This is a genomic window from uncultured Erythrobacter sp., assembly GCF_947492365.1.
Taxonomy (GTDB): Bacteria; Pseudomonadota; Alphaproteobacteria; order Sphingomonadales; family Sphingomonadaceae; genus Erythrobacter.
In genome coordinates, this window is record NZ_CANLMB010000002.1 from 340,656 (window position 1) to 367,157 (window position 26,502).

The window sequence follows — 26,502 nt, forward strand, 5'->3', positions numbered from 1 at the left end:
ATGAGCGAACCCGCGATCCTCCCCACCGATCTCGCCAGAACCGCGATTGATCCGCATGCCTATGCCGAATGGGACGGACTGCTCGACACGTTCGATCACATCCGCTCGACCATGCCGGTGGCCAAGATCGTGCCTGAGGATCCCGACCTGTTCGAACCCTTCTGGCTGATCACCGCCTATGACGATGTTATGCGCATCTCAAAGGATAACGCGACCTTCCTCAACAATCCCAAGCCGGTCGTGTTCTCGCTCAAACAGGCGATCGAGTTCAGCCGCAAGGCGACCGGATCGAACATGCTGGTCGATTCGCTGGTGGTCTTCGACGCGCCAATCCACCCGAAATATCGCAAGCTGACGCAAGACTGGTTCATGCCGCGCAATCTGAAGCGGATCGAAGCCGAAATCCGCGATCTCGCGGCGCGCACGGTGGACCGGATGATTGGCCTTGGGCCGCAGGTAGATTTCGTGAAGGAGGTCGCAGGCCCCTATCCCTTGCGCGTGGTGATGCAGATCCTTGGCGTTCCGCCCGAGGATGAGCCGCGCATGCAGATGCTCACCCAGCAGCTTTTCGGCGGGCAGGATGCCGATCTGTCGGGCACCGGCATGGAGAACATGACGCCAGAGCAAGTGGTCCAGCTGGTCGCGGGCGCGGTGAAGAGTTTTGAGGGTTACTTTGCCGAGCTGGCCGAAAAGCGCCGCGCCAACCCCACCGATGATGTCGCCAGCGTGATCGCCAATGCGCTGGTCGATGGTGAGCCTCTGCCGCCGCGCGACATGGCGGGCTATTACATCATCGTCGCCACTGCCGGGCACGACACGACCAGCGCTTCGACTGCGGGTGCGATGATGGCGCTCGCCAATGATCCGGAGCAATTTGCGCGGGTCAAAGCCGACCGTTCGCTGCTGCCCGGCATCGTCGAAGAGGCCATCCGCTGGACTTCGCCTGTGCAGCATTTCATGCGCACCGCCGCCAAAGACGTCGAAGTTGGAGGCCAGCAGATCAAGGCGGGCGACTGGATGATGATCAACTATGTCGCGGCCAATCACGATCCGGCGCAATTCGCCGATCCGCGCAGATTCGACGCGGCGCGATCACCCAACCGGCATCTCGCATTCGGAGCGGGCGCGCATCAATGCCTCGGTCTGCATCTGGCGCGGCTGGAAATGCGGATATTGTTCGAGGCTTTGCTGGACCGGATCGAAGCGGTCGAACCAGCGGGCGAAGCAAAGCGCGCGACCAGCACTTTTGTCGGCGGGTTGAAGTCACTGCCGCTCAAAATCACGCCAGCTTAAGCCTTGGATATGGGAAGGGCCGCGCAACAATACAAGGCATGCGCGACCAATAAAGTTGCAATCGAGAACTATCGAGACACTTTGTACGATTTTACTGTTAAATCGCCACAACATGTGTTAATACTCCATTCATGGGAAAAACTTGGAAAACAACCGTTGCACGTCGCAGCGGGCGACTGTTTGCGACTTGCTTCGCAGTAGAGTTGGAGGTGTGCGCATGATCTTGCTTGAACCGTATAACCTGCCCTTTGCGGTCGCTTTGGCTGCACTGTTCCTGGTGGCTTTGCTCCAGATCATCGGCGTCGGCGACCTGTTCGAAGGCGCGGATGATATCGAGATCGACATGGATGCCGACATCGCTGACGGGTTAGAGGCAAGCGGCTTTCTCGAAGGGTTTTTCAGCCTTCTAGGGCTGGGCCGGGTGCCCTTCCTGATCTGGCTATCGAGCCTGCTGCTGGTCTTTTCGTTCACCGGCGTGGTCGGACAATGGATCATCGGCAGCGTCGCTGGCGGACCGCTCGGTGCGGGGCTTGCGGCTCTGCTGGCGGGCGGCGCGGCACTGCCGCTCAACGGCCTGCTGACGCGCCCGCTTGCCATGCTCTTGCCTGAGGATGAGACCTCTGCGGTGGGCCTGCAAAGCCTGGTGCGCAGGGATGCTGTGATCCAGACCGGAACCGCGCGCGCCGCTTCACCGGCGCGGGCACAAGTCAAAGATGCTTTCGGGCATCCCCATTTTGTAATGGTCGAACCGCATGACCCCGATGCGGAGCTGGCCGAGGGTGAAACGGTGCTGCTCGTCCGCCGCGAAGGACAATTGTTCTTCGGCGTGCGTTACGAAAGCCCGTTGCTGACGCCCTGAACCCCATAGGAATCGTAAGGAGAAGAAATGGATTTCTGGACAATCTTGATGTTCGCAGGCGGCGTTGTCGCACTCTTCATAATCATACTCATCTTCATGATGTCGCTCTACCGGCGCGCATCGAAAGAGATCGCATTCGTGCGGACTGGTGTCGGCGGTGAGAAGGTCGTGATGAATGGCGGCGCGGTCGTGCTTCCGGTTCTGCACGAGACCATGCCGGTCAATATGAATACCTTGGTGCTACCGGTTGTGCGCCGCGACACTGAGGCGCTGATTACGCTCGACCGGCTGCGGATCGACGTGAAGGCGGAGTTTTATGTCCGCGTCCGTCCCGATGCCGGCGCGATTGCGATGGCCGCACAAACGCTCGGCCAGCGCACGATGCAGCCGGAAATGCTGAAAGATCTGGTCGAAGGTAAGTTCGTCGACGCGCTGCGCTCGGTCGCGGCGGGGATGAGCATGAACGAGCTGCATGAGCAGCGCGCGGACTTCGTCCAGAAGGTGCAGCAAGTCTCGTCCAACGACCTTGCAATGAACGGTCTGGAACTGGAATCGGTCTCGCTGACTGGGCTCGACCAGACGAGCATCGAGCACTTCAACGCCAACAACGCGTTTGACGCCGAAGGTCTGACCAAGCTCACCGAACAGATCGAAGCGCGCAAGAAACTGCGCAACGATATCGAGCAGGATACGCGGGTCCAGATGGAATCGAAGGATCTCGAAGCCGATACCAGAAGCTTCGAAATCGGGCGCGACAAGGAATATGCGCGGCTTCAGCAAGAGCGTGAGGTGGAAATTCGCCGCGCGTCACAGATGTCCGAAATCGCGACCGAACAGGCTGAGCGGCAACGCGAAGCCGATGCGGCGCGGATCGAGGCGAAGAAGCAGGTCGATGCCCAGCAGATCGAGGCGGACCGTCTCGTCGAAGAGGCCCGGATCGATCAGCAGCGCGCGCTCGAAATCGCACGGCAAGAACAGCAGATCGCTGTCCAGAACAAGTCGCGCGAGGAGAGCCAGGCCAAGGCAGAAGCCGACGCGGCACGTGCTCTGGCGGTGCAGGCCGAGGAGCAGGTCACAACCTCGCGTGAAAGCGAGATTGCCGAGCGTCAGAAGAAGATCGAATTGATCGAAGCGGCCAAGCAGGCAGAGCGCGACGCGATCCAGGTCAAGGTGGAAGCCGAGGCCGAGAAGGACGCAGCGACCAACCGCGCAGAGGCTGCACGCCTAGAAGCGAAGGGTGATGCAGACGCTGAAATCCTGCGCGCCGAAGCAGACCGTGTGCGCTTCGAAGTCGAAGCAGCCGGTCAGCAAGCGGTCAACGAGGCGGCCAATATCCTCTCGATGGACCAGATCAGCTTGCAGACCAAACTCGCACTGCTCGAAGTGCTGCCCGATGTTATCCGGGAAAGCGCCAAGCCGATGGAGGCGATCGATTCGATCAAGATCGTGCAGGTTGACGGCCTCACCCAAAACGGTGGCGGCTCGAAGGGCGGCTCAGGCGGCGGCGGCGCAGGCGGCTCGGGAAACCTCGCCAGTGACGCGGTTTCAGCAGCCCTCGCCTACCGCGCACAGGCCCCGGTGCTTGACGGGCTGATGAAAGAGCTGGGCCTCGACGGCTCCTCGCTCGGCACGCTTGTGCAGGGCGCGGCCACCGATGTCGCGGATGAGAAGGGCGATGATGATGCGCCTGCCCCGGTCACTTTCGACGACGCGCAAAGCGAAGCAGACGAAGGCCGCGAGGAAGCCGCCGAGTAACTTCTCGCGCGACGCTTTCCGCGATCTCAAAGCCCCCGGTTAGCCTCGCGCTGATCGGGGGTTTGCTTTGTGCGTTACCCGAGCAGCCGCTCCGCCATTGCGCGCACTTCGGCGCCCATGTCCTCACGCTCCAGCGCCAGCGCCAAAGTCGCTTCGACAAAGCCCAGCTTGCTTCCGCAATCATAGCGGTTGCCGTCAAATGTCACCGCGTGGAACGGCTGGCTGCCGATCATCCGCGCCATCGCATCGGTGAGCTGGATCTCACCGCCCGCGCCTTTGCCCTGATTTTCGAGCGTGCGCATGACCTCTGGCTGGAGGATGTAGCGGCCCGAAATGATCTTGTTCGACGGAGCCTCTTCGCGCGGAGGCTTTTCAACCAGACCGCGCACTTCGGTCAGCGCGCCGTTTGATGCGCCCGGATCGATGACGCCGTAGCTCGACACTTCCTCTTCGGGCACTTCGAGCACGCTGATGACGTTGCCGCCGACCTCATCATAGGCATCGACCATCTGCTTCATGCAGCCGGTGCCGCCCTTTCTGCCGATCATCAGTTCATCGGGAAGGAAGATGGCGAAAGGCTCATCGCCGACAATCGCGCGCGCGCACCAGATCGCATGGCCTAGGCCCATCGGAACTTGTTGGCGCACCGTGATGATATCGCCCGGCGTCGCGCGAGTGGAATCGAGCACCGACATGTCCTTGCCGCGCTCACCCATCGTGCTTTCAAGCTCGAAGGCGACATCGAAATGCTCGACGATGGCCGACTTGCCGCGTCCGGTGACGAAGATCATCTGCTCGATCCCCGCCTCGCGCGCTTCGTCTACCGCATATTGGATCAGCGGGCGGTCGACGATCGGGAGCAATTCCTTGGGGATCGCCTTGGTCGCGGGCAGGAAACGCGTGCCGAGTCCGGCGACGGGAAAAACGGCTTTCTTGATCGGCTTTTGTCTCATTCGCGTCGGGCCTCTTTGCTTGCCTGATTACGGGGTCCGCTTGCCACGCGCCAAGTGCCTTGCGCGGGCCCGCAGGTCAATGTCCGGCGTGAGTTGCGCGTTACACAAGTTTCGCTAATGCATTGTGCATGGACAAATTGATCATTCGCGGCGGTAATCGCCTGTCGGGCACTATCCCGGTTTCGGGCGCGAAGAATGCCGCGCTCACCCTGATCCCTTGCGCGCTTCTGACCGAGGAGCCGGTGACTTTGCGCAATCTGCCGCGGCTGGCGGATATTGACGGGTTCCAGCACCTGATGAACCAGTTCGGCGTGACCACTGCTATCCAGGGCACGCGGCCAGAGGATTTCGGGCGGACCATGCGGCTGGAGGCAACCCGCATCACCTCCAGCGTCGCGCCTTATGATCTGGTGCGCAAGATGCGCGCTTCGATCCTTGTGCTCGGCCCGATGCTTGCGCGCGCGGGCGAGGCTACGGTCTCGATGCCGGGCGGCTGCGCAATCGGCAACCGGCCTATCGACCTGCATTTGAAAGCGCTCGAAGCGATGGGCGCGGAGATCGAGCTGGCCCAAGGTTATGTCAAAGCGATCCAGCCCGATGGCGGAATGCCCGGCGGCGATTTCGACTTTCCGGTCGTGTCTGTGGGCGCGACCGAGAATGCGCTGATGGCGGCGGTTCTCGCCAATGGCACAACACGCCTGACCGGAGCGGCGCGCGAGCCTGAAATTGTCGACCTGTGCAATCTGCTCGCCGCAATGGGAGCTGAGATCGAGGGGATCGGAACCTCCGACCTGACGATCCACGGGGTCAAGCGGCTCAACGGCGCGACCTATAAGGTGATGGCCGACCGGATCGAGGCGGGCTCCTATGCCTGCGCGGCGGCGATCACAGGCGGCGAAGTGCGGCTCGAAGGGGCCAATGCGCATGACATGGCATCGACGCTGACGGCCCTGCGCGAGATCGGCGTCGAAGTCAGCGAGGACAAGAACGGCGTAAGCGTTGCGGCGAATGGCTCGCTGAAACCCACAAACCTCACCACCGCTCCGTTCCCCGGCCTCGCCACCGATATGCAGGCCCAGTTGATGAGCCTCTTGTGCAAGGCCGAGGGCACCAGCGTGCTCAAGGAAACGATTTTCGAAAACCGCTTCATGCATGTGCCCGAGCTGGCGCGAATGGGCGCGGATATCGAGACCGAAGGGCGCACCGCCATCGTCAAAGGGCCGGTGCACCTAACTGGTGCCGAAGTCATGGCAACCGACCTGCGCGCTTCGATGAGCCTGATTATTGCTGCGCTCGCCGCTGAGGGCGAGACGACCGTGCGGCGCATCTATCACCTCGACCGCGGCTATGAACGCCTCGAAGAGAAGCTCCAGCTCGTCGGCGCGGATATTGAAAGAGTAGACGACTAGCGCTGGCTCACCAGCCAGACTCTGATCGCGCCAGCTAGCCCGGGCGGGGTTTCGGCGCGGATGCGTTCGGCATCGATCCTGGCGACGATCGCATTGACCGGCACACCTTCGCGCGCCGCGGCGTCTTTGAGCATGTCCCAAAACACCGGCTCCAGACTGATCGAGGTCTTGTGTCCAGCAATCTCGACCGAGCGTTTCACCGGCGGGTGATAGGGCGTGTCGGTAGAGCTTTGCGTCATTTGCAATCAGATAAAGTACATTGCGAGGCGAACAAATGGAAATCTCCATTCATTCTCCCCAATGCACGAAAGCCCCGCCTCGGTGATAGGCCGGGCGGGAGACTGGCGCATCGTTAGCCCCTCGGGAAATCGCATCCTTCGCTCATTGACTTTCATACTTTCCTATTTAGGAAAGTATCTATGGAGAAGGCTTTCAAAGCTCTCGCGTCTACTCCTCGCAGGCGCATCCTGAACCACCTTGCCGGTGGGCCGATGACGGTTGGCGAAGTGGCCTCGAAGTTCGACATGGCTATGCCTTCGATCTCCAAACATATCTCGGTTCTGTATGATGCCGGCCTGCTGCACCGGCAAAAGCGCGGGCAGGAGGTGATCTATTCGATCGCCGCCGATAGGCTCGCCAACAACCTCTATTCCTTCCTCACCCCCTTCTGCCCCGAGGCGCGCGCGCTTTCGGCGGAGCGCAAACTCAAACCGCCACAAGAGGAGCCAGACCAATGAGCGCAACCCAAGGCGAAGCCGCAGACGGCGCGTTCAAAGTGAACTCACTGTCGGGGTTGGAGCGGGCTGATGCGGGCAGCGGCAGGCTGGTCTGGGATTGGCCGCGTTCAATCTGGAACATGAGTTTTATTGTTGCCGCGATAGTCCTCGGACCATTATTCTTCTCATGGAGCGGAGTTGCAGTCTTCCTTGTTCTCTCTGGCTTTACACTATGTGTTGGCCATTCTGTCGGGTTTCACCGCCGCCTGATCCACCGCACTTTTGACTGCCCCAAATGGCTCGAACGGATAATGGTCTATGTCGGGGTTTTGGTTGGCATGGGAGGACCGCTCTGGACGGTCGGCCTTCACGATATCCGCGACTGGGCGCAGAGGCAGGAAAATTGCCACTGGTTCCTCAGACACGCCAAACCTGCGCTGGCTGACGGATTCTATTATCTCAACTTCAGGCTGATCTTTGACAAGCCGCCCCAGTTCGATGCTGGACCAGGCGTCTCCGATGATCCCTTCTACATATTTTTGCAGCGCACCTGGATGCTCCATCAAATACCTGTCGCCTTGATACTGTTCTGGATCGGCGGTTGGTCGTGGGTGGTCTGGGGTGTCGTTGTAAGGGTCGCAGTGTGCTTTACCATGCACTGGTACATTGCCCATGTCGCGCACCGCAGAGGGCATCAGGACTGGTTCGTCGAAGACGCTGCTGTGCAAGGCTATAATATCGGCTGGCTTGCGATCCCGACGATGGGCGAAAGCTGGCATTGCAACCATCACGCCTTTCCGGCCTCGGCGCGCCATGGACTATATCCGGGCCAAATTGACTGGGGTTATGATTTCATCAGGCTGCTAGCCTTGTTGGGACTGGCCAAGAATATCCAGCTCCCCGCAAACCTTCCTGCAAGGCCGTCCATTACGCCTCTGACTGTACGTGCATTGAGCATCGCTGCGCCTGAACAGGCGGAGTACTCACGAAATCGGAATTCAGACTGACGGTATGGCTGCTTAAGCAGCCCGCGCCTTTGCCAGCAATTGTGAGAAGCCGCGTGAGCGGGTCTGGTCGAACGGTTGCAGATGCAGCGCGCAGGCGGCGAGTTCTTCGGTTGTGACCGGTTGCTGGAAGCGCAATCCGTGGCGCTTGCCTTCGACCCAGCGCACTTGGCCCAGCTGTGGGGGCAGGCCTTCAAGGTCGAATGTCACCAGCTTGCCTTCGGGCAATTCGACCGAGGAGGTGAACTTCGCGCCTTCGCAGGACAGGTCGAGCAGCCGGGCATCATAGACATCGCGCCCTTCGCCAAGCCGCACAGGAGCCGACATCTGCAAGCGCAATGGTCGGCTTTCAAATTGAGAATTTTCGCGCAGGAATTCGTCGAGTGTCACTTCGGCGCCAAAGCGGAAACCCGCCTGCCGCTTTCCGGTCCATACGCGCTCGATCGGATAGGTCAGTTCGTTGGCGAGCTGCAGCAATGTGCGCGGTTCGGGCGGGACATCGTGCATGAAGCCCAGCCCTACACCCAATTCGGACACATCGCGGATCAGGCACAGATATTCGCCGCTCTGACACACCAGCTTTGCCCGGCGCAGCATCAATGATGCGCGATGCGCTTGCCGTGGATCATTGCGGATTGCGGTGTCACCACCCTCGGTCATTGCCCAGCACCTCGAAAAGGAACCCTACGCGATTCCTAATCAAAGCTAGCCGAGCATACCTAACAAATCGCTAAGATCCGCCGCTTTCGGCGCAAGCCTGCCACGATGCAGCGCGCATCTGGCGATCTGCGCGATCAATACATATGCTGGCCGCCATTGATGCTCATGGTCGATCCGGTCATGAAGGCACCGTTGTTGGAGGTAAAGAAGGCGACGCCGCGCGCGATTTCCTCGGCCTGACCCAGACGCCCGACGGGGATGCCTGCGACGATCTTTTCCAGCACATTCTCAGGCACGGCAGCGACCATATCGGTGTCGATATAGCCCGGAGCAATGGCGTTGACGGTTACGCCGAACTTCGCGCCTTCCTGCGCCAGTGCCTTGGTAAAGCCGTGAATGCCGGACTTGGCGGCGGCGTAATTGACCTGGCCATATTGTCCCGCCTGACCATTGATCGATCCGATATTGACGATCCGGCCCCACTTGCGCTCACGCATGCCGGGGAAGGTTGCCTTGGCCATGTTGAAGCACCCGCCCAGATTGACGCGCATGACATCATGCCAGTCATCATAGCTCATCTTGTGGAGCGTGCCGTCGCGGGTAATCCCGGCATTGTTGATGACGATATCAACCTCGCCATATTCCTCGGCCACTTTGGCGCAGCCTTCAAGGCAGGCCTCGTGATCGCCGACATCCCATTTGTGCGCGGGAATGCCGGTTCCCTCGGTAAAGGCGCGCGCGGCATCGTCATTGCCGCCATAATTGGCGATGACCGTGTGGCCCTGCCGTTTGAGGCGTTGGCAGATAGCCTCTCCGATCCCGCGGGTTCCTCCGGTGACAATGGCGACTCGACTCATAGGTTTGGCTCCTGTTGCAATGCCCATCAACCCTAGCTGTGACGTAGCGTCACGCAACAAAAAGGCGTCAGGCAATAAAAAAGGCCCGCCTAAGCGAGCCTTGGTTCAATTCAAGCGGAGGCTGTGCAAGATCAGAAGCGCAGCTGCGTTCCGACATAGACGGCCTGACTGTCCTGAACCGCATTGGTCAGCGGGTCGAGGCGGTCGCGCTCTTGCGAATAGCGAACACCGGCAGTGACATCGAGATTGGGCGAGAGGCGGAAGCTGCCGCCAACATCGACCACATCCTCGGACGCGTCGAGCGTGTTGACTGAACGGCCGGCGATTGCGTTATCCGAAAGCTCGATCCGCGGCTGGAGGCGGCTGGGCTTGTCTTCGCGGCTCGGGCGCGCAGGCTCAAACTCGGCAAGGTCGGGCATCGAGAGGTTGCGGACATTGTCAGGCAGGCGGACCGTGCCCGAAACCGGAGCAGCGGATGCCGCAGTCTGGGTGCGGGCAAAGCTCTGATAACCGCGCGCAGTGCCGAGGTTAAAGCGGCTTGCCTGAATGCCGCGAATGCCTGTGCCATTGCCCGGCACTGCGTCCGCTGCCGCGCGAACCGAGATCGCCTGCGCAGTGGAATCGTCAACGCGGACCGCGACGGTCACGGTGCGATCGGAGCGTGAGATGCTGGTGCCGGTCGGGGTAAAGCGGATGCCGTGCTGGCGCGCTTTCTCTTCGACGCGCGCGGCCAGATCAGGATCAACCGATGCGGGAGTGAACAGGTCAAAACCCGGACCTTCGGCGCTATCGCCGCCCGATCCGATGCCGACCACTGCCAGACCTGCTGTCGGCAGCCCCAGCATAACAGCAGCAGCCACGCCAAGCAGCGGCAGTTTGAACTGCGTTCCTGCTGTCATGGTCTGTGCGTCTGCCATTGCGTCCCTTCAAATCCCCACTTTGTGTTCCGGATCAAGCCCCGGATTAAGCCCGGATCAAGCATAGTGATCCTGAACCATAGCTGAGTCTGCTTCGGTCTGTGTATGCCACCATCGCAGAATCGGCTCGATAACAAACAAACGATAGGTCCGAAGCGGCACAATGCGCAATATTTTCCACAAGTCCAAAGCCGCTTCACGACTCACCTGTTGCGTCCAGCACACATAGCAGATTGAATAGTGCGGGGCGATTAAGCGCTCATACAGGGGAAGCCCTGATAGGCTTGCGCGCAGAAATTAGCCGTGGCTGGCGCGGTCAACATGCTTGCCGCGAGAGGCAGGGCCGGTATAGAGCCATCTGGATATTGAACGAGGAACATTTCCGCAGTGACACGCGCAAACACCGCATTTTCGAAAACGCTTTCCCTCTCTGGCCGCATTGCCGCTCCGCTGGCTGCACTCGGTCTGCTTGCCGCATGCGGCGGAAACGAGCGCCCGACAACTGAGCTTGCAGCCTCGCAGGTCAACACGATCGGGGTCAACGCTTACCTATGGCGCGGTGCGCTTGAAACACTCAGCTTTGCGCCTCTCGCGTCGGCTGACAGCGCAGGCGGCGTGATCGTGACTGACTGGTACGCCAATCCCAACAACCCCAATGAGCGGGTCAAGGTGACGGTGACGATCCTCGATCAGGATCTTCGCGCCGATGCTTTGCGGGTTTCGGCCAGCCGTCAGGTTGCGCAGGGCGGAGGCTGGGTCGATGCGCCGGTTCAGGCCGCGACCGTGCAGAAGCTCGAAGACATTATTCTCACCAAGGCGCGCGATCTGCGGCGCAAGGCCGTCGCTTCGTAAGCCAATTCGCGATAGCGAGTTTTCATGACCGACACCCGATTCGATCCGTCGCAAGCTGACGGGCGCTGGCAGCGCGCGTGGGACGAGGCTGGTACTTTTACCGCCGATTCTGACAGCGAAAAGCCCAAGAGCTACATCCTTGAGATGTTCCCCTATCCATCGGGGCGCATCCATATGGGGCATGTGCGCAATTACACGATGGGCGACGTCCTCGCGCGCTACAAGAAGATGCAAGGCTTCGAAGTGCTCCACCCGATGGGCTGGGACGCGTTCGGGATGCCTGCTGAAAACGCCGCGATGGAGAAAAAGGTCCATCCCGGCAGCTGGACCCGCTCGAATATCGAGGCGATGAAGGCGCAGCTCAAACGGATCGGCTTCGCGCTCGACTGGACCCGCGAGTTTGCCACCTGCGACCCTGAATATTACGGCCACGAACAGGCGCTGTTCCTCGACATGTACGAGGCGGGGCTGGTTTATCGCCGATCATCCGAGGTGAACTGGGACCCGGTCGATATGACCGTGCTCGCCAATGAGCAGGTGATCGACGGCAAGGGCTGGCGCTCGGGCGCGGAGGTCGAAAAGCGCAAGCTCGACCAGTGGTTCCTCAAGATCACCGACTTTGCCGAAGACCTGCTCGATGGGCTGGGTGACCTGAAAGACTGGCCCGACAAGGTCCGTCTGATGCAGGAAAACTGGATCGGCAAGTCGCAGGGGCTGGAATTCTCGTTTGAACTTTCGAGCGGCGAGAAGCTGCCGGTCTACACTACGCGGCCTGACACGATCTTCGGCGCGAGCTTTGTCGCCGTCGCCGCTGACCATCCGGTCGCGCAGGCGCTGGCGGGTGATCCGGCGGTCCGAAGCTTCATCGAGGAATGCAAGCGCGGCGCGACCACCGCCGCGGCGCTGGAAACGGCGGAGAAGCTGGGCTTCCGCACCGAGATCACGGCCAAGCATCCCTTCACTGGCGCGCCCATGCCGGTCTTCATCGCGAACTTCGTGCTGATGGATTACGGCACCGGCGCGGTCATGGGCGTTCCGGGCCACGACCAGCGCGATTTCGAGTTCGCGACCAAATACGAGCTGCCGATCCTGCGCGTCATTGCGAGCGATCCGGCGCAGGCCGATGCTCCGATGGGCGACGAGGCCGAGCCGGGCGACGGCGTGTGCGTCAACTCGGACTTCCTCGATGGCAAATCGGTCGAAGATGCCAAAGCCGACGTTATCAACCGCGCGGAAAGTGGCGGATGGGGCGAAGGCACCACCGTTTGGCGGCTGCGTGACTGGGGCATTTCTCGGCAGCGCTATTGGGGTACTCCGATCCCCTTCATCCACTGCGCGAAATGCGACATCGTGCCGGTTCCCAAGGACCAGCTTCCGGTCACTCTGCCCGATGACGTCGATTTCGACACGCCCGGCAACCCGCTTGAGCGCCACCCCTCGTGGAAGCACACCACCTGCCCCAAATGCGGCGGAGACGCTGTGCGCGAGACCGACACGCTCGACACCTTCACCAATTCCAGCTGGTACTTCCTGCGCTTTGCCAGCCAGCCCGAGGGCGCGCCCTTCGATCCCGAAGAGATCGCCAAATGGATGCCGGTGCAGCACTATATTGGCGGGATCGAGCATGCGATCCTGCACCTGCTCTACGCCCGGTTCTGGACCCGCGCGCTGGCCCATATCGGCAAGTTCGATGTGAAGGAGCCGTTCGCGGCGCTCTTTACGCAGGGCATGGTGACGCATGAGACTTATTCGGTGATGGATGGTGCGGAAGAAGGTGTCCAAGACGCTAACCGGTTACGATTCGTGAGTCCGGCAGAGGTCGAAAACCGCGACGGTAAAATGTTTGAGGCCGAGACAGGTCGGCCCATCATATCAGGCCGTGTCGTCAAGATGTCGAAGTCGAAGAAAAACGTCGTCGACCCCGACAATATCATCGAGAAATACGGCGCAGATGCGGTGCGCTGGTTCATGCTGTCCGACAGCCCGCCCGAGCGCGACCTTCCATGGTCCGAAGCCGGAATCGAAGGCTGCTGGCGCTTTGTCCAGCGCCTGTGGCGTCTGTTTTCAGAACGCGGTTTCGGCGGCGCCGGTGCCGATTCGTTCGAGGACGAGGCGCTTGACCGCAAGGTTCACCAGACCGTCGCAGCCGTGTCCGCCGATATCGAGGCGCTTGCCTTTAACAAGGCGGTTGCGCGGATTTACGAGCTGACCGCAGCGATCGAGAAGGCGAAGTATTCGTCCAGCCGCACCAATGCGCTGGCCGAGCTGATGCTGCTGATTTCTCCGATGATGCCGCATCTGGCAGAGGAAGCGCGCAGCCAGTTCCATCTGGGAACCGGACTGGTCGCCGAAGACGCTTGGCCCAAAGTCGACGAAGCCATGCTGGTCGAGAAGGAAGTGACCATCGCCGTCCAACATATGGGCAAGCTGCGCGACACGCTCACCGCACCAAAAGGCGCTTCGAAGGAAGATCTCGAAGCGCTTGCGCTTGCCTCCGAGAAGGTTCAGCGTTCGCTTGACGGGGCTGAAGTGAGGAAGGTGATCGTCGTGCCCGACCGGCTGGTGAATATCGTAACGTGATGAGGAGGCCTGCCTTCTTGCTGGCGCTGGCCATGGCTGCTCCCCTGTCAGGGTGCGGGTTGCAGCCGATGTATGGCGGCGGCGCTTCCTCGGGCGTGGCTCAGGGTCTTGCGGTGGTTGATGTGCCTGCAATCCCCGGACGCGATGGCTGGTTGGTGCGCAAGGCTTTGCGCGACCGGCTTGGAGTCGCCAATTCGGGGCGAGGCGAGACAACTCCGCAATACAGGCTCGATGTGCGGCTCGACGATTCGCTCGAAGCTTTGGGCGTGCTTAACGATGACACGATCAGCCGCGAACGCCGCATCCTACGCGCGCGCTATCAGCTCATTGACCTTGCGACTGGCGAGATCCTGCTTGACGCGACCGCCGGATCGGATGCTGGGATCGACGTGGTTTCCAGCGAATATGCCACAATTGCCGCTGAACAAACCGCGCTGGAGAACCTCGCGCGCGATGTCGCAGGGCGGATGACGACGCGGATTGCGCTCACTCTTCGTGAAAGAGAGCGTTCCAATGAGCGCGCCAGTGAGTCTGGGGCCCAGTGAAGGCCAAGCACACCGAATTCGCGCGCGGCATTCCCAAGTCCGCAAGCCAAGCCTCTATTTTCTTCTTTTGCGGTCCTGACGAAGCGGGGGCATCGGCTGCGGCTGAGAAAATCGTCAAAGCGCTGCCCGATGCGGGCGAGCGGCTCGACATTTCCGGCGGCGATCTGAAGCGCGACCCCGCCATGCTGGGCGATGAAGCGCGCTCGGGATCATTGTTTGGCGACACGCGGCATCTTTGGGTGCGCGCCAATGGCGATGAAGCGCATGATGCGGTCAAGGCGCTGATCGAGACTTCGGATGCGGGTGCGGGAGATGCCGCTCCGGTCCTGATCGTCGCCACCTCGGCGACCGACAAATCGCGCACCGCGAAATTGCTCGAAAAGCGCAAGGATGCGCTGGTGGCGATGTTCTATCCGCCCGATCTGATGAGCGTTGCCGCCTCGGTCCGCGCAATGGGCGATGCGGCGGGTCTGCGGCTGGGCGGTGATCTGGCCGAAAGGATCGCGCGCGCGGCAGGCCTCGATGTGCGGCTCGCGCAGTCAGAGGTCGACAAGCTCGCGCTCTATATGGACGCCTCGGCGCAGGCTCCCAAAACCGCCTCGCCCGAAGATTACGGCGAAATCGGCGCGGCGACCGAAGAGGACGGGTTCGGGCCAGTGGTGAACGCGGTTCTGGGCGGCGATCTGGGGAAGCTTTCGGGCGAGATCAAGCGGATCAAGGAGTTGGGCCTCAACCCTGTCGGGCTGTTGCTTGCGCTTGAGAGGCGTACCGCGCAGCTCGCCCTGATCAGCGCAAAGCTTGGCCCGCGCGGCTCGATTGAAAATCTCGGACGCGGGGAAAAGGCGCAGCTGGGAATTTTCTGGAAGGAAGAGCGCGATATTCGCGCGCAGCTTTCGATCTGGCAGCGCCCCGCTGCACGCGGCGGCAAGGAAAGCCGCCTCGACCGGCTGATTCCGCGTCTGATCGGACTGCACCAAAGCCTGCTCGCCAACAGTCAGGCGGCGGAACTGCTGCTAGCTCAAGACCTTGCGGAAATCGCAAGATATGCCGCCAGACGGTAGCGTTTTCGGACAGGCAGACAATTCGTTACATTTCGCATTCGCACAAATACCGTTTTCTGGTGTAGAGGGTAAACCTTCGATAAGGGAAAATGCTTAAGGGGTGCTCTGTAAGGGGGCGCAGCGCGCATGAACAAGCAGACCGGGCAACTTCTTGAAGGTGCCCAAGCAGACAATGTTGACCACAAGGTCGCGCCCTCGCTGGAGCGGCGGCGTCTGCGCGCCTATGCGGCGCTCTTGCTGGTCGATGCACTCGTGTTGCATCTCGCCTTTGCGCTGGCTGGCCTGCTTTATGAAGGGCTGTGGTGGTATCCGCGCAATATGCTCGCCATTCAGACGATGCTGCCGGTGTTCTTCACCATTGCGCTTTACAACCGGACTTATGGTGCAAAGTCGCTGGGCGACTGGATGTTCGCGTCAAGACAGGCGTTGACCGCTCTGTTGCTCTCGGCAGCCTTGCTCAACTTCGTGGCATTCTACACCAAGTCAAACGCACAGTTCAGCCGTGTTTCTGTGACATTGGGTCTGATCCTGTCGGGCGTCGCGATCGTCGCTGTGCGGCGTTTGATGCCAATCGCGATCAACAAGTTTTGGGGCGGTCGCACGCAAAACAGCCTGATTATCAAGGATGGCGGTCCCGATTTCGAGCTGGATAATTCGCTCTCGATTTCGGCAGACGAATTCGAGCTCGATCCCACCAGCCACGATCCCTACATGTTCGACCGGCTGGGCAAGCTGCTGCAAAATCAGGACAAGGTGGTTATCTCGACTCCAAGGGAGCGGCGCGAGGAGTGGGCGTTCCTGCTCAAATCTGCGGGCGTCTATGGCGAGATTGTCAGCGAGCCAGCGCATGTCCTGGGCACGGTTGGCGTGCACCGCTATGAACAGCAGGGTCGCACAACTTTGGTCGTATCGACCGGCCCGTTGGGGCTGCGCTCGCGGATTTCGAAGCGCCTGTTCGACATTGTGCTTGCAGGCGGCGCGCTGGTGCTGCTCTCTCCAGTCTTCCTTTACGCTGCCTTGCGTATCAAGCTGGAGGATGGCGGTCCGATCCTGTTCGTTCAGCAGCGCGTGGGCCGCGGAAACAAGTTCTTCAATATGCTCAAATTCCGCTCGATGAAGATGGGCAAAAACGACGCCAAGGGCGACCGTTCGACAGGGCGCGAAGACGACCGCATCACCAAAGTCGGCGGAATGATCCGCCGCACCAGCATCGACGAGCTGCCGCAGCTCATCAATGTGCTGCGCGGAGATATGTCGATCGTCGGCCCGCGTCCGCATGCTTTGGGCAGCCGCGCGAACAACAAGTATTTCTGGGAAGTCGACGCGCAATACTGGCAGCGTCATTGCCTCAAGCCCGGCCTTACCGGCCTTGCGCAAGTGCGCGGCCATCGCGGCGCGACCGAGCAAGAGAAAGACTTGACTGACCGGCTCCAGTCGGACCTTGAATATATCTCCGGCTGGTCGCTGCGGCGCGATCTCGAGATCGTGTTCCGTACCGTTTTCGTGCTGAAGCACGATAACGCGTTTTAGTATTTGTTTGTTTGTTTTTCGCACCCACCTCCGTGGGTGCGTCCTCGCTAGACGCGCGGCAAGCCGCGCCCGCTGCGGGCGGGCGGTCGCCCTTGCGGCTGCTAAGCAGCCGTACTCCGCGACACGTTAGCTAGCTGGCACCAAGCATCAGGGTGCAAGGCAGATGGCTGGGAATGGTTGCGAGCCAAAGGCGAGCCAGCGCGCGACCGCGCGCCGCCGCTCCTGCGGCCCTAAGCGCTCAGGGCCAAGCGGCCCGGACGGGCCGCGCCCGGCGTCTGAGGGCGCAACAAACATACTGCACCCTGGTCCCAACCTACCGGTGTTTCCCCAAGGCCCCTCGCGCCAAGGGAGCAACCCCTAACCCTACTCACCACCCGAAACGCTGAAAGTCCCGCGCACGCGGCCGTCCGATCCCTCGGTGCCCGGTGTGCCGCCGCTGGAGCGGCCATCAACCGTTGAACGCCCGCTGGCGAGGTCAATCACCAGCCTTCCGCCGCTGAGCGTGTCGCCGCCGCGGCTGAGACTGACATTGCCGGCCATGGTGATGATCCGGCGGCCAAAGTCATAGACAGCGACATCGCCGCTCGCGCGTTCATTGCCGCGTGTCACGACCACGCCGCCATTGGCGGTGATGCGCTCGATATCGAGTGATCCGTCATCGGAATAGTTGGCGAGCATCCTGTTCGAGCGCACTGTCAGGCCCGATTGGTTGACCACGACTCCGCCGGTCAGCACCACGCGGTTCGCACGGTCATCAAGCGCGATATTGCCCGCATCGAACGTCACCGGCGCATTGGTATTGTGCGCGGAAATCGCCTGCGCCTCGGCTTCCATCTCGCTCGTCACGATTGCGGTGAGCGCGAAGCCTCCGACCGCCCAAAGCGCTGCGATTGTGGCCAATTTCTTCATCACGGCATCCTCAACTGGCCCGGGATCAGCGTCAACCGGGCATTGCCATCCAGAGTAATCCTGCGCGCATCGACATCGGTGCGCATTGTGTCGGCAGAGAATGTCCCCGCCGGTATTGCGCCTTCGACCCTGCCTTCGCCAAGCATCAGACGATTGTCGAGGTCGAAACTGACCCCGCTCGCGGTCATTTCATAGCCATCGGCGGTGCGCAGCCGCAGCTCGCCATTCACAGCGACGATATCGGCGTCGATGTCATAGACGCCTCCCGGAGCAGAAAGCTGCGCGGGACCGTCTTCAAGCAGCAATTGCGCCATCAGATCCTCCATCCGCACCTTGCCTTCCGCGCTCGACCGCTGAACCGCTTCGCCTGCAGTCAGAGAGAAAGGACGGCCAATAGCGTCTCGCCCGCGATACATGGCATTGTCGACGCTCAGCCGTTCGTCGATCACGTCGACTTCATTGCGGTCGAGCAGGAAACTGACCTCGCCGCGCGGGGAAAGCGGTGTGATGACCATCAATGCGGCCAGCACGCCCACGCCCATCGGCAACACGCGCGCAAGGAAGCCGACAAGCTTGTCGTGGCTTCCGCCCGGCGCGGCAAAGTGCTGACGCTTGTTGCGCAGTTCCTTTGCTTCGCTGGTTTCGATGCGGCGCTTGATGACCATGATCCTGTCTTCTCCGCCCCTGCCCTAGGCGTAGAAACCTTCATTGTGGCTGAATATGTCACGTCCGTCCCAACCGGCTATATCCAGCAACGCACGGGTCGGCAGGAAGTCAAAGCAGGATTGCGCCAGCTCGGTGCGCCCTTCGCGCTCCAGCCGCACGGCCAGCTCATCGCGCAGCCGGTGGAGGAAGCGCACATCCGACGCAGCGTAATCGCGCTGCGCATCGTTGATGTCGGGCCCGCCCCAATCGCTCGACTGCTGCTGCTTTGACATGCTCTCGTTGAGCAGTTCATCGGTCAGGTTTTTGAGGCCATGCCGGTCGGTGTAAGTGCGCACCAGCTTGCTCGCGATCTTGGTGCAGAACACCGGCGCGGCCATCACGCCCAGATAATACTGGATCGCCGCCAGATCGAAACGCGCGAAGTGGTAAAGCTTCAGCCTGCTCTCATCCGCCAGCAAAGCGGTCAGGTTGGGCGCTTCATAGGTGCTGCCAGGCGAAAAGCGCACAAGGTGCTCGTCGCCCGAACCATCGCTGATCTGGACCACGCAAAGCCGGTCGCGGTGAGTGATGAGACCCATGGTCTCGGTGTCGACCGCAAGCGGGGCGGTGCCTTGCAGCACGCCTTCGGGCAGGTCTTCTTCGTGGAAATGGACTGTCATTGCCTCAAGCCATTACGCCGATTGGGGATAGAGGGAAAGAGGTCTCTCGCGTGGAATGCTCCTTGAGGTGTAGCCTCGCTTGCATGGCAAGCGACGACATCCCTGAAAGCTGGCGCGCGGCGCTTGAACCCGCTCTGGATACTCCGGAAGCGCGCAAGCTGGGCGGCTGGCTGCGCGCAGAGGAGGCGGCGGGCAAGGTGATCTATCCACCGCGCGGGAGCCGCCTTGCCGCGCTCGCCGAAACGCCGCTTGATCAGGTGAAGGTCGTGATACTGGGGCAGGATCCCTATCACGGTCCAGGTCAAGCGCATGGCCTGAGCTTCTCGGTGCAGGACGGGGTCAAGCAGCCGCCGTCGCTGGTCAATATCTTCAAGGAACTGGAGGGTGATCTGGGCATTCCCCGCCCCGCGACCGGCAATCTTACGCCGTGGACGCGCCAAGGCGTGCTGCTGCTCAACAACACGCTGACAGTCGAGGCGGGGCAGGCGGGCAGCCATGCGGGGCGCGGTTGGGACGCGATCACCGACGCGGCTGTCGAGGCGGTTGCATCGACGGGCGAGCCGACCGTCTTCGTGCTGTGGGGCAGCCATGCGAAGAAGAAGGCGGGACGGGTGCCAAGCCTTGGCAAAGGCGCGCGTCATCTGGTGCTGACTTCGGTCCACCCAAGCCCGCTGTCGGCGCATTCGGGCTTTTTCGGTTCGAAGCCTTTCAGTCAGGCCAATGCTTTTTTGCAGGCGCAGGGGCGCGGTGTGATAGACTGGAGCCTATGACCGAGGATGAAGCCCGCAAAGCCCTGATCGCGCGCGCGGCGCAGCTGGATGAGGAAGACCGATCCAACAGCGACGCGCGCGATCCAGTGACGCTCCAGCAAGACAGCGTCGGCAGGCTCAGCCGCATGGACGCGATGCAGCAACAGGCGATGGCGCAAGCAACAGAGCGCCGCCGTCAGGCCGAGCGCAGCCGGATCAAAGCGGCGCTGGCACGGCTCGACGAAGGCGAATGGGGTTATTGCGGCACTTGCGGCGAGGACATTGCGCCCAAACGGCTGGAGCACGATCCAAGCGTTGGAACGTGTGTGAAATGTGCAAGCGGTGCTTCGTGAGCCTGACGATACGGGGAGAGGAATGATGCCCAGATTGTCACGCAGGAACCTGCTGGCCATTGGCGCAGTGAGCCCTCTTGTTGCGGCTTGTGGCTCCACCGGCTCGGGCGAGAAACGCCATGTCGCGGTTATTGGCGCGGGGATCATCGGTGCTTCGATTGCCTACCATCTGGCCAAGGGCGGCGCGCAGGTGACGGTGATCGAGCGGCATGACATCGCAACCCGCGCCAGTCGCGGCACGTTCGCCTGGCTCAACGCCACCTGGGCCAAGCAGCCGCGAAACTATCACCGCTTGAACCAACTCGGCCTCGCTGCGTGGCAGGAGCTGGAAGCGGAGATTGGCATTCCGATCAAATGGGGCGGCTCGCTCGAATGGTTTGGCGGAGCCGAGCGGCAGGAATTGCTTGGCGCGCAGATTGCCGAGCAGGCCGAATGGGGCGAACCCGCGCGGATGATTGGGCCGCAGGAGCTGGCTTCGCTCGAACCGCAGGTTGTATTTGGGGGCGCGCAGTCGGTTGCCTATTCCCCCAATGACGGCGCGCTTGATCCGGTGCTGGCAGCGCGGACCTTGCTGAACGAGGCACAGGCGCTGGGCGCGGTCCTCAAGACCAATTGTGCGGTGACCGGCGCTCGGGCGGGATCCATGGGCGCCGAAGCGGTGCTTGAGACAGATCAGGGTGATCTGGAGGTGGATTCCTACGTTCTTGCGACCGGGGCCGATCCCGAGGCGACGCAGGCGCTTGCTGGGATCGACATTCCTCAGCGCTCAACACCCGGTGTGATCGTCGTGACCCAGCCTATGGCGCCGATGTTGGGCCGCATTCTGGTCGCCCCCGGCGTGCATGTTCACCAGCGGCTCGACGGGCGCGTGGTGCTGGGCGAGCAGGACGGAGCGCCGCAGAACGAAGCTCATGCCGCGCGCCTTGCAGACCGGCCTAACGCCTTCCCCACGCGCGCATTGGCCGAAGAACATGCTGCGCGCATCCTAGCTATTGCACAGGCGTATTTGCCTGCTTTGGCGGATGCAGCGACCGAGGACGTCTTTATCGGCTGGCGGCCCCTGCCGCTGGACGGCCATCCGGTGATGGGTTTCTCGCCCCAGCGCCCCAAAGCCTATCTTGCGATCACGCATAGCGGCGTTTCGCTCGCGCCAATTCTGGGCCGGTTGGCAGCACAGGAGTTGCTTGAAGAGACCACCGCCTCCATGCTCGAACCTTACCGGCCTGACCGCGCATTCGAGGAGGTTCGCCGCTATTAGCCGTCTTGTTGCCCTACTTATCGCATTGGCTTTCCCGCAGCCGCTAATGGCCGACGAGGAGCCGCCAAGCGAGCCGATCACAATCGGCACGTCTTACACGCTCGAAACCCACGGGGCCGAGCGGCGGGTGAATGTCATCCTCCCGCGCGATTACGAGGCCGGGACGCGCGAATACCCTATCCTGCTGGTGCTCGATGGCGGGATGGATCAGGATCTGTTCCTGACGCTGGGCCTGTCGCGCTGGAACCAGCTGTGGGGGCGCAGCGAGGCGGTGATCTTTGTCGGGATCGAGACGGTTGATCGCCAGCGCGAGCTGCTGCCGCCGACGAGCGACTTGGACGAACAGACGCGCTACCCCAGCGCCGGTGAAAGCACCGCATTTCGCGCATGGCTCACCGAAACAGTCGTGGCTCTATTACGCGAAAACTACCGCAGCGACGGCCGGTTCATTCTCGCAGGCGAGAGCGCGGCGGGGCATTTCGTTGCCGAAACATGGGCGCTGCACCCCGACCTGTTTGACGGATACGCGGCTATCTCCCCAAGCCTGCAATGGTCCGGCCAAGCCTTGGCTACCCGGTTTGAGCAGATGGACAGCCGCACCCGCCCGCCGCTCTACATCTCGCTCGCCGATGAAGGCGGGGCGACCGAAGAGGGGATCGAGCGTCTCGTGGCAAAGGCGGGCGAGAATCTCTGCTTCTCCGACCGGCGCGAGGAGCTGGTCCACGCTAATGCCCTGCACGGCCTGCTGCCCGAAGCGCTGCAATTCCTGCTGCCAACCTAGGCAGATTGGCTCGAGGAATACGGGCTGGGCCTGCGCTGCAACAATCTGGCCTCGTAACGGCTAGGGCAGTCCGTCCTTGAACACGTTGATGGCCTTGCCGAAGGGCAGATGGTTGCCCGTGTTAAAGCCGGATGGGGCGGGCCCGTCATCTTGCCACAAGAGCTCAGCGCCTTCGTGGGGCAATAGAGCTTTGACCTTGGCCTGATCCGCGCTGCCCAGTTCAGCAAAGCGGCGGCGCAGCTCCTCAAGGCACCAAACGCGATATCGGGAGGTGGCGATGCTTCGATATTGGCAATCCTGCACTACCATATCAAACCGGTCCTCACCTGCACCAAATGCTGCCGCATTGGCCGACAATTGTGCCAGGTGGGTTTCGCAGATTTCCTTGAGCAGCGGCGCGACATCCTCCGGGATTTCCGTAACAAACACCGGATTGTCGCAATCTTTGGCGAGCCACATCCTCGCGGCCCATTCATAGACCAGCGGCGCGGTGTTGCGCATGATGTCTTGCGGTGTGGGATCCTGCCCGAAATGACGAAGCATCGGCCCCATCAATCCGAAATCGGCGATGGAAGGCGCATTGCCCAAGAGAAACGGCCGGTTTTCCAGCATCGCGCTCATTGCTGCCAATGCGCTGGCATAACCGTGCTCGATATGGGCGCGCGTTGCCTCGTTCCCGCCGTCGCGGTGAATGTAATGGTTCACTTGTCTGCGCGTGATCATCCGCTTTCTCAAGAAGCGCGGAAGGCGCAAATGGCCGGTTAGCTCATCGGTCAGGACGCTTGCGGCATATTCCCGGTCATGGCGGTACCACCATCTGTAGAACATCGCCGGACGCCACAGATATTCGTCTGCATAATCCTCGATCAGAAAGGCGATGAAGCGCACCACCGGATCGGAGGGAAGGATCGGTCTGGCGGCATGTGCGCTTTCCAGATGACACAGGATCGGCGTGGTGTCCGACATCCATGTGCCATCATCATCGACGATCGGCATTTGCACCGCGCCGACTTTCTCTTTGAGCATCTCCGCCTTGTCATAGGGCGTGGGCAACAGCTCGTAGCCTATGCCCTTGTAGCGCAGATAGGTTTCGAGTTTCCCGGTGTAATAGGAAATCCGCGATCCGTAGACTTTCATAATCACTCCCTCATGCTTGCGTAGAGCACGCGGAGAGCAAATCAAAACGAAGTGTTCAGAAGACCGGTCGTCAGAACTCTGTCGTCAATCTGGCACCCACCGTCACGCCGGTATCGCGAAACGCGACCGCGCTATCGACCACCTGCACATTGGCGGTGAGGCCAAAGCCCTCGGCGAATGTGTAGGTGTAGAACGCCTCGACGCCCTGCTCGTCCTCGATCCCGAGGCGGAAAGCGATGTCGTCGACCAGCTCGTCAGTGAGCGAATACTGGAAATAGGCGAGGCCAAAACGGTCCTGCGGGCGGAAGCGCGGATTGCCCGAGACGCCGAAATAGCCCGAATAATCGAGGAAGGTAGGATCGCCCATCGAGGCCTGGAAACGGGCGAGAATGCCCCAGCCCTTACCGCGGGCCTCAGGGTACATTTTGAGGAACTGGTAATAGGAAAGCTGCATCGCCAGCTCTCCGCTCTCGTTCCCGAAAGAGGCGAAGGGCTGCGGCGGCGGGGTCAGTGCTCGCGGCAGAATGTCGACCGCAAACTGATCGCGGGTCGAACCGACAATCGCGAGATTGACGACGCCAGGCAGGCGGTTGACTGTGGTGCGGCGCGCAGCGGCAAGCATGAAGCCAACGCCGCTCTCAAATGCAGTCTCGAAACCGGTGCGCTGATACTGGCTGTCCGGATCGAAGACCCATGCGCGGTAGATCATCTTGCCGCTTGGCACGGTCAGCATGGCGCCGGTCAGCGTGTTGGGAACGACAGCAGTCGGCGGAAGCGCCAGGCCGAGATTCTGGAAACCGTAATGCCCGTCACTCGCCACAATCGGCAATGCGCCGGACGTGTCGAGAATGTTCATCTTGCCGATCTCGAAAGTCGCGCCCGAATCCCATTTGTATTCAAGCGAAGCCGAAAGGTCGAAATCGCCTTTGCTTTCGGGACGGAAGAGCGCGGTGTTGCCGGGGATCAGTCCAACCTCTCCATTGGATGAGCGGCCCCAGGTGTATTCGGGACGGATGCGGATCGTGATATTGTCCGAACCGCCGTAGAAATGTCCGCCTACTTCCAGATAGCCGTCCACCCGGCCCGAATAGCGCGCGGTGCTGGCGGCATCGCCTGCAATCGGCGCATCGACAAATTGCGAGGCGACCACGCGCAGGCGCACTGGTTTGGGCGGCGGAGGCGCTTGCGGCGCGGCGGCGGCGGGAGCAGCAGGCGCTGCATCCTGCGGGCCGAGCGCTGCGTTGTCGTCCGCGGGCAAAGTGTAGGCGTCTGCATCCCCACTCGCTGCGATCTCAAAGGTCTCCGCCGAAATCGCGATATCCGCTGGCGCATTTGCCAAAGCTGGCGTGGCGGCTGCCATGGCGAGCACGGAACCCGCGGCTGTAAATACGCCAAGGCGGCGGCTGTTGAACTGGTGCAAGACCCATATCCCTTTTCTGCGCGCGAACCTTGTGCCTGATCCCGGCCGCGCAAACTGAAACACGGGTGAACCACCCGCGAATCCACGGGTCAAGCCAATTGAATGGTTAATGCACCGCCAGAAGTGACGAGTTTGCCCTTAGCGTGGCAGTTCGGAGACACCCATAAGCGCCTCATCGACAGCCCGCGCGCATTGGCGCCCCTCGCGGATTGCCCAGACCACAAGGCTTTGCCCGCGCCGCATATCGCCGCAGGCAAAGACGTTTTCGGTGCTGGTGGAGTAGTTGTTCGTGTCGGCGGCCACATTACCGCGATCCGTCAACTCGACACCCGCTTGCTCAAGCAATCCGGCCTTTTTCGGGCCGACAAAGCCCATGGCGAGCAGGATCAGATCGGCCGGGATGGTGAAGGTGCTGCCTTCGATTTCCTGCATCTGGCCGTCTTGCCACTCAACCCGCGCACATTCCAGGCCGGTGACCGTCGCACCATCGCCGATCACCCGCTTGGTCAGCACGGCCCAGTCGCGCGCGGCGCCTTCTTCGTGGCTGGAGGAGGTGCGCAATTTGAGCGGCCAATCGGGCCAGGTCAGCGCCTTGTCCTCTTTTTCAGGAGGCTTGGGCATGATCTCAAGCTGGGTGACGCTGGCCGCGCCCTGACGGTTGGACGTGCCCACACAGTCAGAGCCGGTGTCCCCGCCCCCGATCACGACGACATGCTTGCCCGTAGCCTTGAGCGTGCCGCGCGGCGCAGCTCGGGTTTCGTCATCGCCGGCATTGCGCTTGTTCTGCTGGGTCAGGAATTCCATCGCGAGCCGCACGCCGGGCATTTCGGCGCCGGGTATCGAGAGAGCGCGCGCATCTTCTGCGCCGCCGGACAGGACAATCGCGTCGAAGTTTTCCCGCAAGCTCTTGAACGAGACATCCACGCCCACTTCCTTGCTGGTGCGGAACTCGACCCCCTCAGCCTCCATCTGCACGCAGCGGCGGTTGATGAGGTGTTTTTCCATCTTGAAGTCTGGAATGCCGTAACGCAGCAGCCCGCCGACGCGGTCCGCTTTCTCGAACAGCACAACCGAATGGCCCGCGCGCGCCAGTTGCTGAGCGGCGGCCATGCCTGCGGGGCCGGAGCCTACGACAGCGACCGACTTGCCGGTCTTCTTCTCAGGCACTTGCGGGGTGATCCAGCCTTCCTGCCACCCGCGATCGACAATCGCGCATTCGATCGACTTGATCGTCACCGGCTGATCGACAATGTTGAGCGTGCAGGACGCTTCGCAGGGCGCGGGGCAGATGCGGCCGGTGAACTCAGGGAAGTTGTTGGTGGAGTGCAGGACGTCGAGCGCGTTCCTCCAGTCCTGCTCATAGACCAGATGGTTCCAGTCCGGGATCATGTTGTTCACCGGACAGCCATTGTGACAATAGGGAATGCCGCAATCCATGCAGCGCGAAGCCTGCGCGGCAAGCACCTCGTTGCTCGGCTGAACGACGAATTCGCGGTAGTTTTCAAGCCGCTGCTTGGGATCGAGATAGTCGCGCTCGCGGCGGTCCAGCTCGAGAAATCCGGTGTCTTTGCCCATGTTC

At 61.4% G+C, this 26,502-nt stretch carries 26 protein-coding genes; 15 read left to right on the forward strand and 11 right to left on the reverse strand.

The window, feature by feature from the left end; all coding sequences use genetic code 11:
- The 3 genes from Q0887_RS12955 to Q0887_RS12965 all read left to right on the forward strand — a co-directional run bounded on the left by Q0887_RS12955 (position 1) and on the right by Q0887_RS12965 (position 3,907).
- Entirely contained in the window at positions 1 to 1,293 is a 1,293-nt protein-coding gene (locus Q0887_RS12955; RefSeq protein ID WP_299196071.1) for a cytochrome P450, read from the forward strand.
- Positions 1,294 to 1,510: 217 nt separating this feature from the next.
- Positions 1,511 to 2,152: an OB-fold-containig protein gene (locus Q0887_RS12960; protein ID WP_299196073.1), complete on the forward strand. Its 642-nt coding sequence runs from the start codon at positions 1,511 to 1,513 to the stop codon at positions 2,150 to 2,152.
- 27 nt (positions 2,153 to 2,179) lie between these two features.
- A complete protein-coding gene (locus Q0887_RS12965; protein WP_299196075.1) occupies positions 2,180 to 3,907 on the forward strand; it encodes a flotillin domain-containing protein in 1,728 nt (575 codons plus the stop codon).
- Positions 3,908 to 3,981: 74 nt separating this feature from the next.
- Here Q0887_RS12965 and galU read toward each other — a convergent pair whose 3' ends face one another.
- Positions 3,982 to 4,860: a UTP--glucose-1-phosphate uridylyltransferase GalU gene (gene galU / locus Q0887_RS12970; protein WP_299196076.1), complete on the reverse strand. Its 879-nt coding sequence runs from the start codon at positions 4,858 to 4,860 to the stop codon at positions 3,982 to 3,984.
- A gap of 128 nt (positions 4,861 to 4,988) precedes the next feature.
- Between galU and murA the strand changes: the two genes are divergently transcribed.
- Entirely contained in the window at positions 4,989 to 6,269 is a 1,281-nt protein-coding gene (gene murA / locus Q0887_RS12975) for a UDP-N-acetylglucosamine 1-carboxyvinyltransferase (protein WP_299196078.1), read from the forward strand.
- Here the strand turns inward: murA and Q0887_RS12980 are convergent.
- On the reverse strand, positions 6,266 to 6,508 hold the full coding sequence (locus tag Q0887_RS12980; RefSeq protein WP_299196080.1) for a ribbon-helix-helix domain-containing protein: 243 nt from the start codon (positions 6,506 to 6,508) through the stop codon (positions 6,266 to 6,268). The genes murA and Q0887_RS12980 overlap by 4 nt on opposite strands.
- Positions 6,509 to 6,688: 180 nt before the next feature.
- On the opposite strand from Q0887_RS12980, the gene Q0887_RS12985 reads away from it, so the two are divergent.
- Both Q0887_RS12985 and Q0887_RS12990 read left to right on the forward strand, forming a co-directional pair.
- Entirely contained in the window at positions 6,689 to 7,006 is a 318-nt protein-coding gene (locus tag Q0887_RS12985; RefSeq protein WP_299196082.1) for a metalloregulator ArsR/SmtB family transcription factor, read from the forward strand.
- Positions 7,003 to 7,992, forward strand: a complete 990-nt coding sequence (locus Q0887_RS12990) for an acyl-CoA desaturase (RefSeq protein WP_299196084.1) — start codon at positions 7,003 to 7,005, stop codon at positions 7,990 to 7,992. The genes Q0887_RS12985 and Q0887_RS12990 overlap by 4 nt, the downstream gene beginning before the upstream one ends.
- Before the next feature lie 12 nt (positions 7,993 to 8,004).
- Here Q0887_RS12990 and Q0887_RS12995 read toward each other — a convergent pair whose 3' ends face one another.
- The 3 genes from Q0887_RS12995 to Q0887_RS13005 all read right to left on the reverse strand — a co-directional run bounded on the left by Q0887_RS12995 (position 8,005) and on the right by Q0887_RS13005 (position 10,423).
- The gene (locus Q0887_RS12995) at positions 8,005 to 8,649 is read right to left on the reverse strand and encodes a PilZ domain-containing protein (RefSeq protein ID WP_299196086.1); all 645 of its coding nucleotides are present in this window, start codon (positions 8,647 to 8,649) and stop codon (positions 8,005 to 8,007) included.
- Between the two features lie 134 nt (positions 8,650 to 8,783).
- On the reverse strand, positions 8,784 to 9,506 hold the full coding sequence (gene phbB / locus Q0887_RS13000) for an acetoacetyl-CoA reductase (protein ID WP_299196088.1): 723 nt from the start codon (positions 9,504 to 9,506) through the stop codon (positions 8,784 to 8,786).
- A gap of 131 nt (positions 9,507 to 9,637) precedes the next feature.
- Entirely contained in the window at positions 9,638 to 10,423 is a 786-nt protein-coding gene (locus Q0887_RS13005; protein ID WP_299196090.1) for a hypothetical protein, read from the reverse strand.
- Positions 10,424 to 10,861: 438 nt separating this feature from the next.
- Here Q0887_RS13005 and Q0887_RS13010 point away from each other — a divergent pair, with 438 nt between their 5' ends.
- The 5 genes from Q0887_RS13010 to Q0887_RS13030 all read left to right on the forward strand — a co-directional run bounded on the left by Q0887_RS13010 (position 10,862) and on the right by Q0887_RS13030 (position 16,991).
- Complete coding sequence (locus Q0887_RS13010; protein WP_299196758.1) at positions 10,862 to 11,275, forward strand: DUF3576 domain-containing protein; 414 nt, start codon at positions 10,862 to 10,864, stop codon at positions 11,273 to 11,275.
- A 24-nt stretch (positions 11,276 to 11,299) separates the two neighbouring features.
- The gene (gene leuS / locus Q0887_RS13015) at positions 11,300 to 13,855 is read left to right on the forward strand and encodes a leucine--tRNA ligase (RefSeq protein WP_299196092.1); all 2,556 of its coding nucleotides are present in this window, start codon (positions 11,300 to 11,302) and stop codon (positions 13,853 to 13,855) included.
- A gap of 32 nt (positions 13,856 to 13,887) precedes the next feature.
- Positions 13,888 to 14,400: an LPS assembly lipoprotein LptE gene (lptE, locus tag Q0887_RS13020; RefSeq protein ID WP_299196094.1), complete on the forward strand. Its 513-nt coding sequence runs from the start codon at positions 13,888 to 13,890 to the stop codon at positions 14,398 to 14,400.
- The gene (locus Q0887_RS13025; protein WP_299196095.1) at positions 14,397 to 15,461 is read left to right on the forward strand and encodes a DNA polymerase III subunit delta; all 1,065 of its coding nucleotides are present in this window, start codon (positions 14,397 to 14,399) and stop codon (positions 15,459 to 15,461) included. The genes lptE and Q0887_RS13025 overlap by 4 nt, the downstream gene beginning before the upstream one ends.
- A 126-nt stretch (positions 15,462 to 15,587) precedes the next feature.
- Complete coding sequence (locus tag Q0887_RS13030; protein ID WP_299196097.1) at positions 15,588 to 16,991, forward strand: exopolysaccharide biosynthesis polyprenyl glycosylphosphotransferase; 1,404 nt, start codon at positions 15,588 to 15,590, stop codon at positions 16,989 to 16,991.
- A gap of 363 nt (positions 16,992 to 17,354) precedes the next feature.
- Here Q0887_RS13030 and Q0887_RS13035 read toward each other — a convergent pair whose 3' ends face one another.
- From Q0887_RS13035 to Q0887_RS13045, 3 genes are read right to left on the reverse strand one after another with little or no spacing between them, the layout of a single operon-like run.
- Positions 17,355 to 17,900 carry an LptA/OstA family protein gene (locus Q0887_RS13035; protein ID WP_299196099.1) on the reverse strand — a complete coding sequence of 182 codons (546 nt, stop codon included), beginning with the start codon at positions 17,898 to 17,900 and terminating at the stop codon, positions 17,355 to 17,357.
- The gene (locus tag Q0887_RS13040; protein WP_299196101.1) at positions 17,900 to 18,565 is read right to left on the reverse strand and encodes an LPS export ABC transporter periplasmic protein LptC; all 666 of its coding nucleotides are present in this window, start codon (positions 18,563 to 18,565) and stop codon (positions 17,900 to 17,902) included. Before Q0887_RS13040 ends, Q0887_RS13035 begins: the two co-directional genes overlap by 1 nt.
- Before the next feature lie 24 nt (positions 18,566 to 18,589).
- Positions 18,590 to 19,225 carry a ribonuclease D gene (locus Q0887_RS13045; RefSeq protein ID WP_299196103.1) on the reverse strand — a complete coding sequence of 212 codons (636 nt, stop codon included), beginning with the start codon at positions 19,223 to 19,225 and terminating at the stop codon, positions 18,590 to 18,592.
- Between the two features lie 83 nt (positions 19,226 to 19,308).
- On the opposite strand from Q0887_RS13045, the gene ung reads away from it, so the two are divergent.
- Genes ung through Q0887_RS13065 form a run of 4 tightly spaced genes read left to right on the forward strand, consistent with a single transcriptional unit; the run spans position 19,309 to position 22,366 of the window.
- Positions 19,309 to 19,995, forward strand: a complete 687-nt coding sequence (gene ung / locus Q0887_RS13050; protein ID WP_299196104.1) for a uracil-DNA glycosylase — start codon at positions 19,309 to 19,311, stop codon at positions 19,993 to 19,995.
- The gene (locus tag Q0887_RS13055; RefSeq protein WP_299196106.1) at positions 19,992 to 20,327 is read left to right on the forward strand and encodes a TraR/DksA family transcriptional regulator; all 336 of its coding nucleotides are present in this window, start codon (positions 19,992 to 19,994) and stop codon (positions 20,325 to 20,327) included. The genes ung and Q0887_RS13055 overlap by 4 nt, the downstream gene beginning before the upstream one ends.
- Before the next feature lie 25 nt (positions 20,328 to 20,352).
- A complete protein-coding gene (locus Q0887_RS13060; RefSeq protein ID WP_299196108.1) occupies positions 20,353 to 21,585 on the forward strand; it encodes an FAD-dependent oxidoreductase in 1,233 nt (410 codons plus the stop codon).
- A 46-nt stretch (positions 21,586 to 21,631) separates the two neighbouring features.
- Positions 21,632 to 22,366 (forward strand): alpha/beta hydrolase-fold protein, encoded by a 735-nt coding sequence (locus Q0887_RS13065; RefSeq protein ID WP_299196110.1) that lies wholly within the window; start codon positions 21,632 to 21,634, stop codon positions 22,364 to 22,366.
- A gap of 60 nt (positions 22,367 to 22,426) precedes the next feature.
- Here Q0887_RS13065 and Q0887_RS13070 read toward each other — a convergent pair whose 3' ends face one another.
- The 3 genes from Q0887_RS13070 to Q0887_RS13080 form a co-directional block, all read right to left on the reverse strand.
- Complete coding sequence (locus tag Q0887_RS13070; RefSeq protein WP_299196112.1) at positions 22,427 to 23,503, reverse strand: glutathione S-transferase family protein; 1,077 nt, start codon at positions 23,501 to 23,503, stop codon at positions 22,427 to 22,429.
- Positions 23,504 to 23,573: 70 nt separating this feature from the next.
- The gene (locus tag Q0887_RS13075; RefSeq protein WP_299196114.1) at positions 23,574 to 24,923 is read right to left on the reverse strand and encodes a carbohydrate porin; all 1,350 of its coding nucleotides are present in this window, start codon (positions 24,921 to 24,923) and stop codon (positions 23,574 to 23,576) included.
- Between the two features lie 138 nt (positions 24,924 to 25,061).
- On the reverse strand, positions 25,062 to 26,498 hold the full coding sequence (locus Q0887_RS13080) for a glutamate synthase subunit beta (RefSeq protein ID WP_299196116.1): 1,437 nt from the start codon (positions 26,496 to 26,498) through the stop codon (positions 25,062 to 25,064).
- Positions 26,499 to 26,502: the final 4 nt, after the last annotated feature.

Excerpts from the sequence above, each read along its gene's own strand:
- Q0887_RS13005 (WP_299196090.1), bottom strand. The coding sequence starts at position 10,423 with ATGGCAGACGCACAGACCATGACAGCAGGAACGCAGTTCAAACTGCCG.
- galU (WP_299196076.1), bottom strand. The coding sequence starts at position 4,860 with ATGAGACAAAAGCCGATCAAGAAAGCCGTTTTTCCCGTCGCCGGACTC.
- Q0887_RS13055 (WP_299196106.1), top strand. The coding sequence starts at position 19,992 with ATGACCGAGGATGAAGCCCGCAAAGCCCTGATCGCGCGCGCGGCGCAG.
- Q0887_RS12990 (WP_299196084.1), top strand. The coding sequence starts at position 7,003 with ATGAGCGCAACCCAAGGCGAAGCCGCAGACGGCGCGTTCAAAGTGAAC.
- Q0887_RS12965 (WP_299196075.1), top strand. The coding sequence starts at position 2,180 with ATGGATTTCTGGACAATCTTGATGTTCGCAGGCGGCGTTGTCGCACTC.
- murA (WP_299196078.1), top strand. The coding sequence starts at position 4,989 with ATGGACAAATTGATCATTCGCGGCGGTAATCGCCTGTCGGGCACTATC.
- Q0887_RS13060 (WP_299196108.1), top strand. The coding sequence starts at position 20,353 with ATGCCCAGATTGTCACGCAGGAACCTGCTGGCCATTGGCGCAGTGAGC.
- ung (WP_299196104.1), top strand. The coding sequence starts at position 19,309 with ATGGCAAGCGACGACATCCCTGAAAGCTGGCGCGCGGCGCTTGAACCC.
- Q0887_RS12980 (WP_299196080.1), bottom strand. The coding sequence starts at position 6,508 with ATGACGCAAAGCTCTACCGACACGCCCTATCACCCGCCGGTGAAACGC.
- Q0887_RS12985 (WP_299196082.1), top strand. The coding sequence starts at position 6,689 with ATGGAGAAGGCTTTCAAAGCTCTCGCGTCTACTCCTCGCAGGCGCATC.
- Q0887_RS12995 (WP_299196086.1), bottom strand. The coding sequence starts at position 8,649 with ATGACCGAGGGTGGTGACACCGCAATCCGCAATGATCCACGGCAAGCG.
- Q0887_RS13080 (WP_299196116.1), bottom strand. The coding sequence starts at position 26,498 with ATGGGCAAAGACACCGGATTTCTCGAGCTGGACCGCCGCGAGCGCGAC.
- lptE (WP_299196094.1), top strand. The coding sequence starts at position 13,888 with ATGGCTGCTCCCCTGTCAGGGTGCGGGTTGCAGCCGATGTATGGCGGC.
- Q0887_RS13040 (WP_299196101.1), bottom strand. The coding sequence starts at position 18,565 with ATGGTCATCAAGCGCCGCATCGAAACCAGCGAAGCAAAGGAACTGCGC.
- phbB (WP_299196088.1), bottom strand. The coding sequence starts at position 9,506 with ATGAGTCGAGTCGCCATTGTCACCGGAGGAACCCGCGGGATCGGAGAG.
- Q0887_RS13070 (WP_299196112.1), bottom strand. The coding sequence starts at position 23,503 with ATGAAAGTCTACGGATCGCGGATTTCCTATTACACCGGGAAACTCGAA.
- Q0887_RS13030 (WP_299196097.1), top strand. The coding sequence starts at position 15,588 with ATGAACAAGCAGACCGGGCAACTTCTTGAAGGTGCCCAAGCAGACAAT.
- Q0887_RS12960 (WP_299196073.1), top strand. The coding sequence starts at position 1,511 with ATGATCTTGCTTGAACCGTATAACCTGCCCTTTGCGGTCGCTTTGGCT.
- Q0887_RS13045 (WP_299196103.1), bottom strand. The coding sequence starts at position 19,225 with ATGACAGTCCATTTCCACGAAGAAGACCTGCCCGAAGGCGTGCTGCAA.
- Q0887_RS12955 (WP_299196071.1), top strand. The coding sequence starts at position 1 with ATGAGCGAACCCGCGATCCTCCCCACCGATCTCGCCAGAACCGCGATT.
- leuS (WP_299196092.1), top strand. The coding sequence starts at position 11,300 with ATGACCGACACCCGATTCGATCCGTCGCAAGCTGACGGGCGCTGGCAG.
- Q0887_RS13065 (WP_299196110.1), top strand. The coding sequence starts at position 21,632 with ATGGCCGACGAGGAGCCGCCAAGCGAGCCGATCACAATCGGCACGTCT.
- Q0887_RS13035 (WP_299196099.1), bottom strand. The coding sequence starts at position 17,900 with ATGAAGAAATTGGCCACAATCGCAGCGCTTTGGGCGGTCGGAGGCTTC.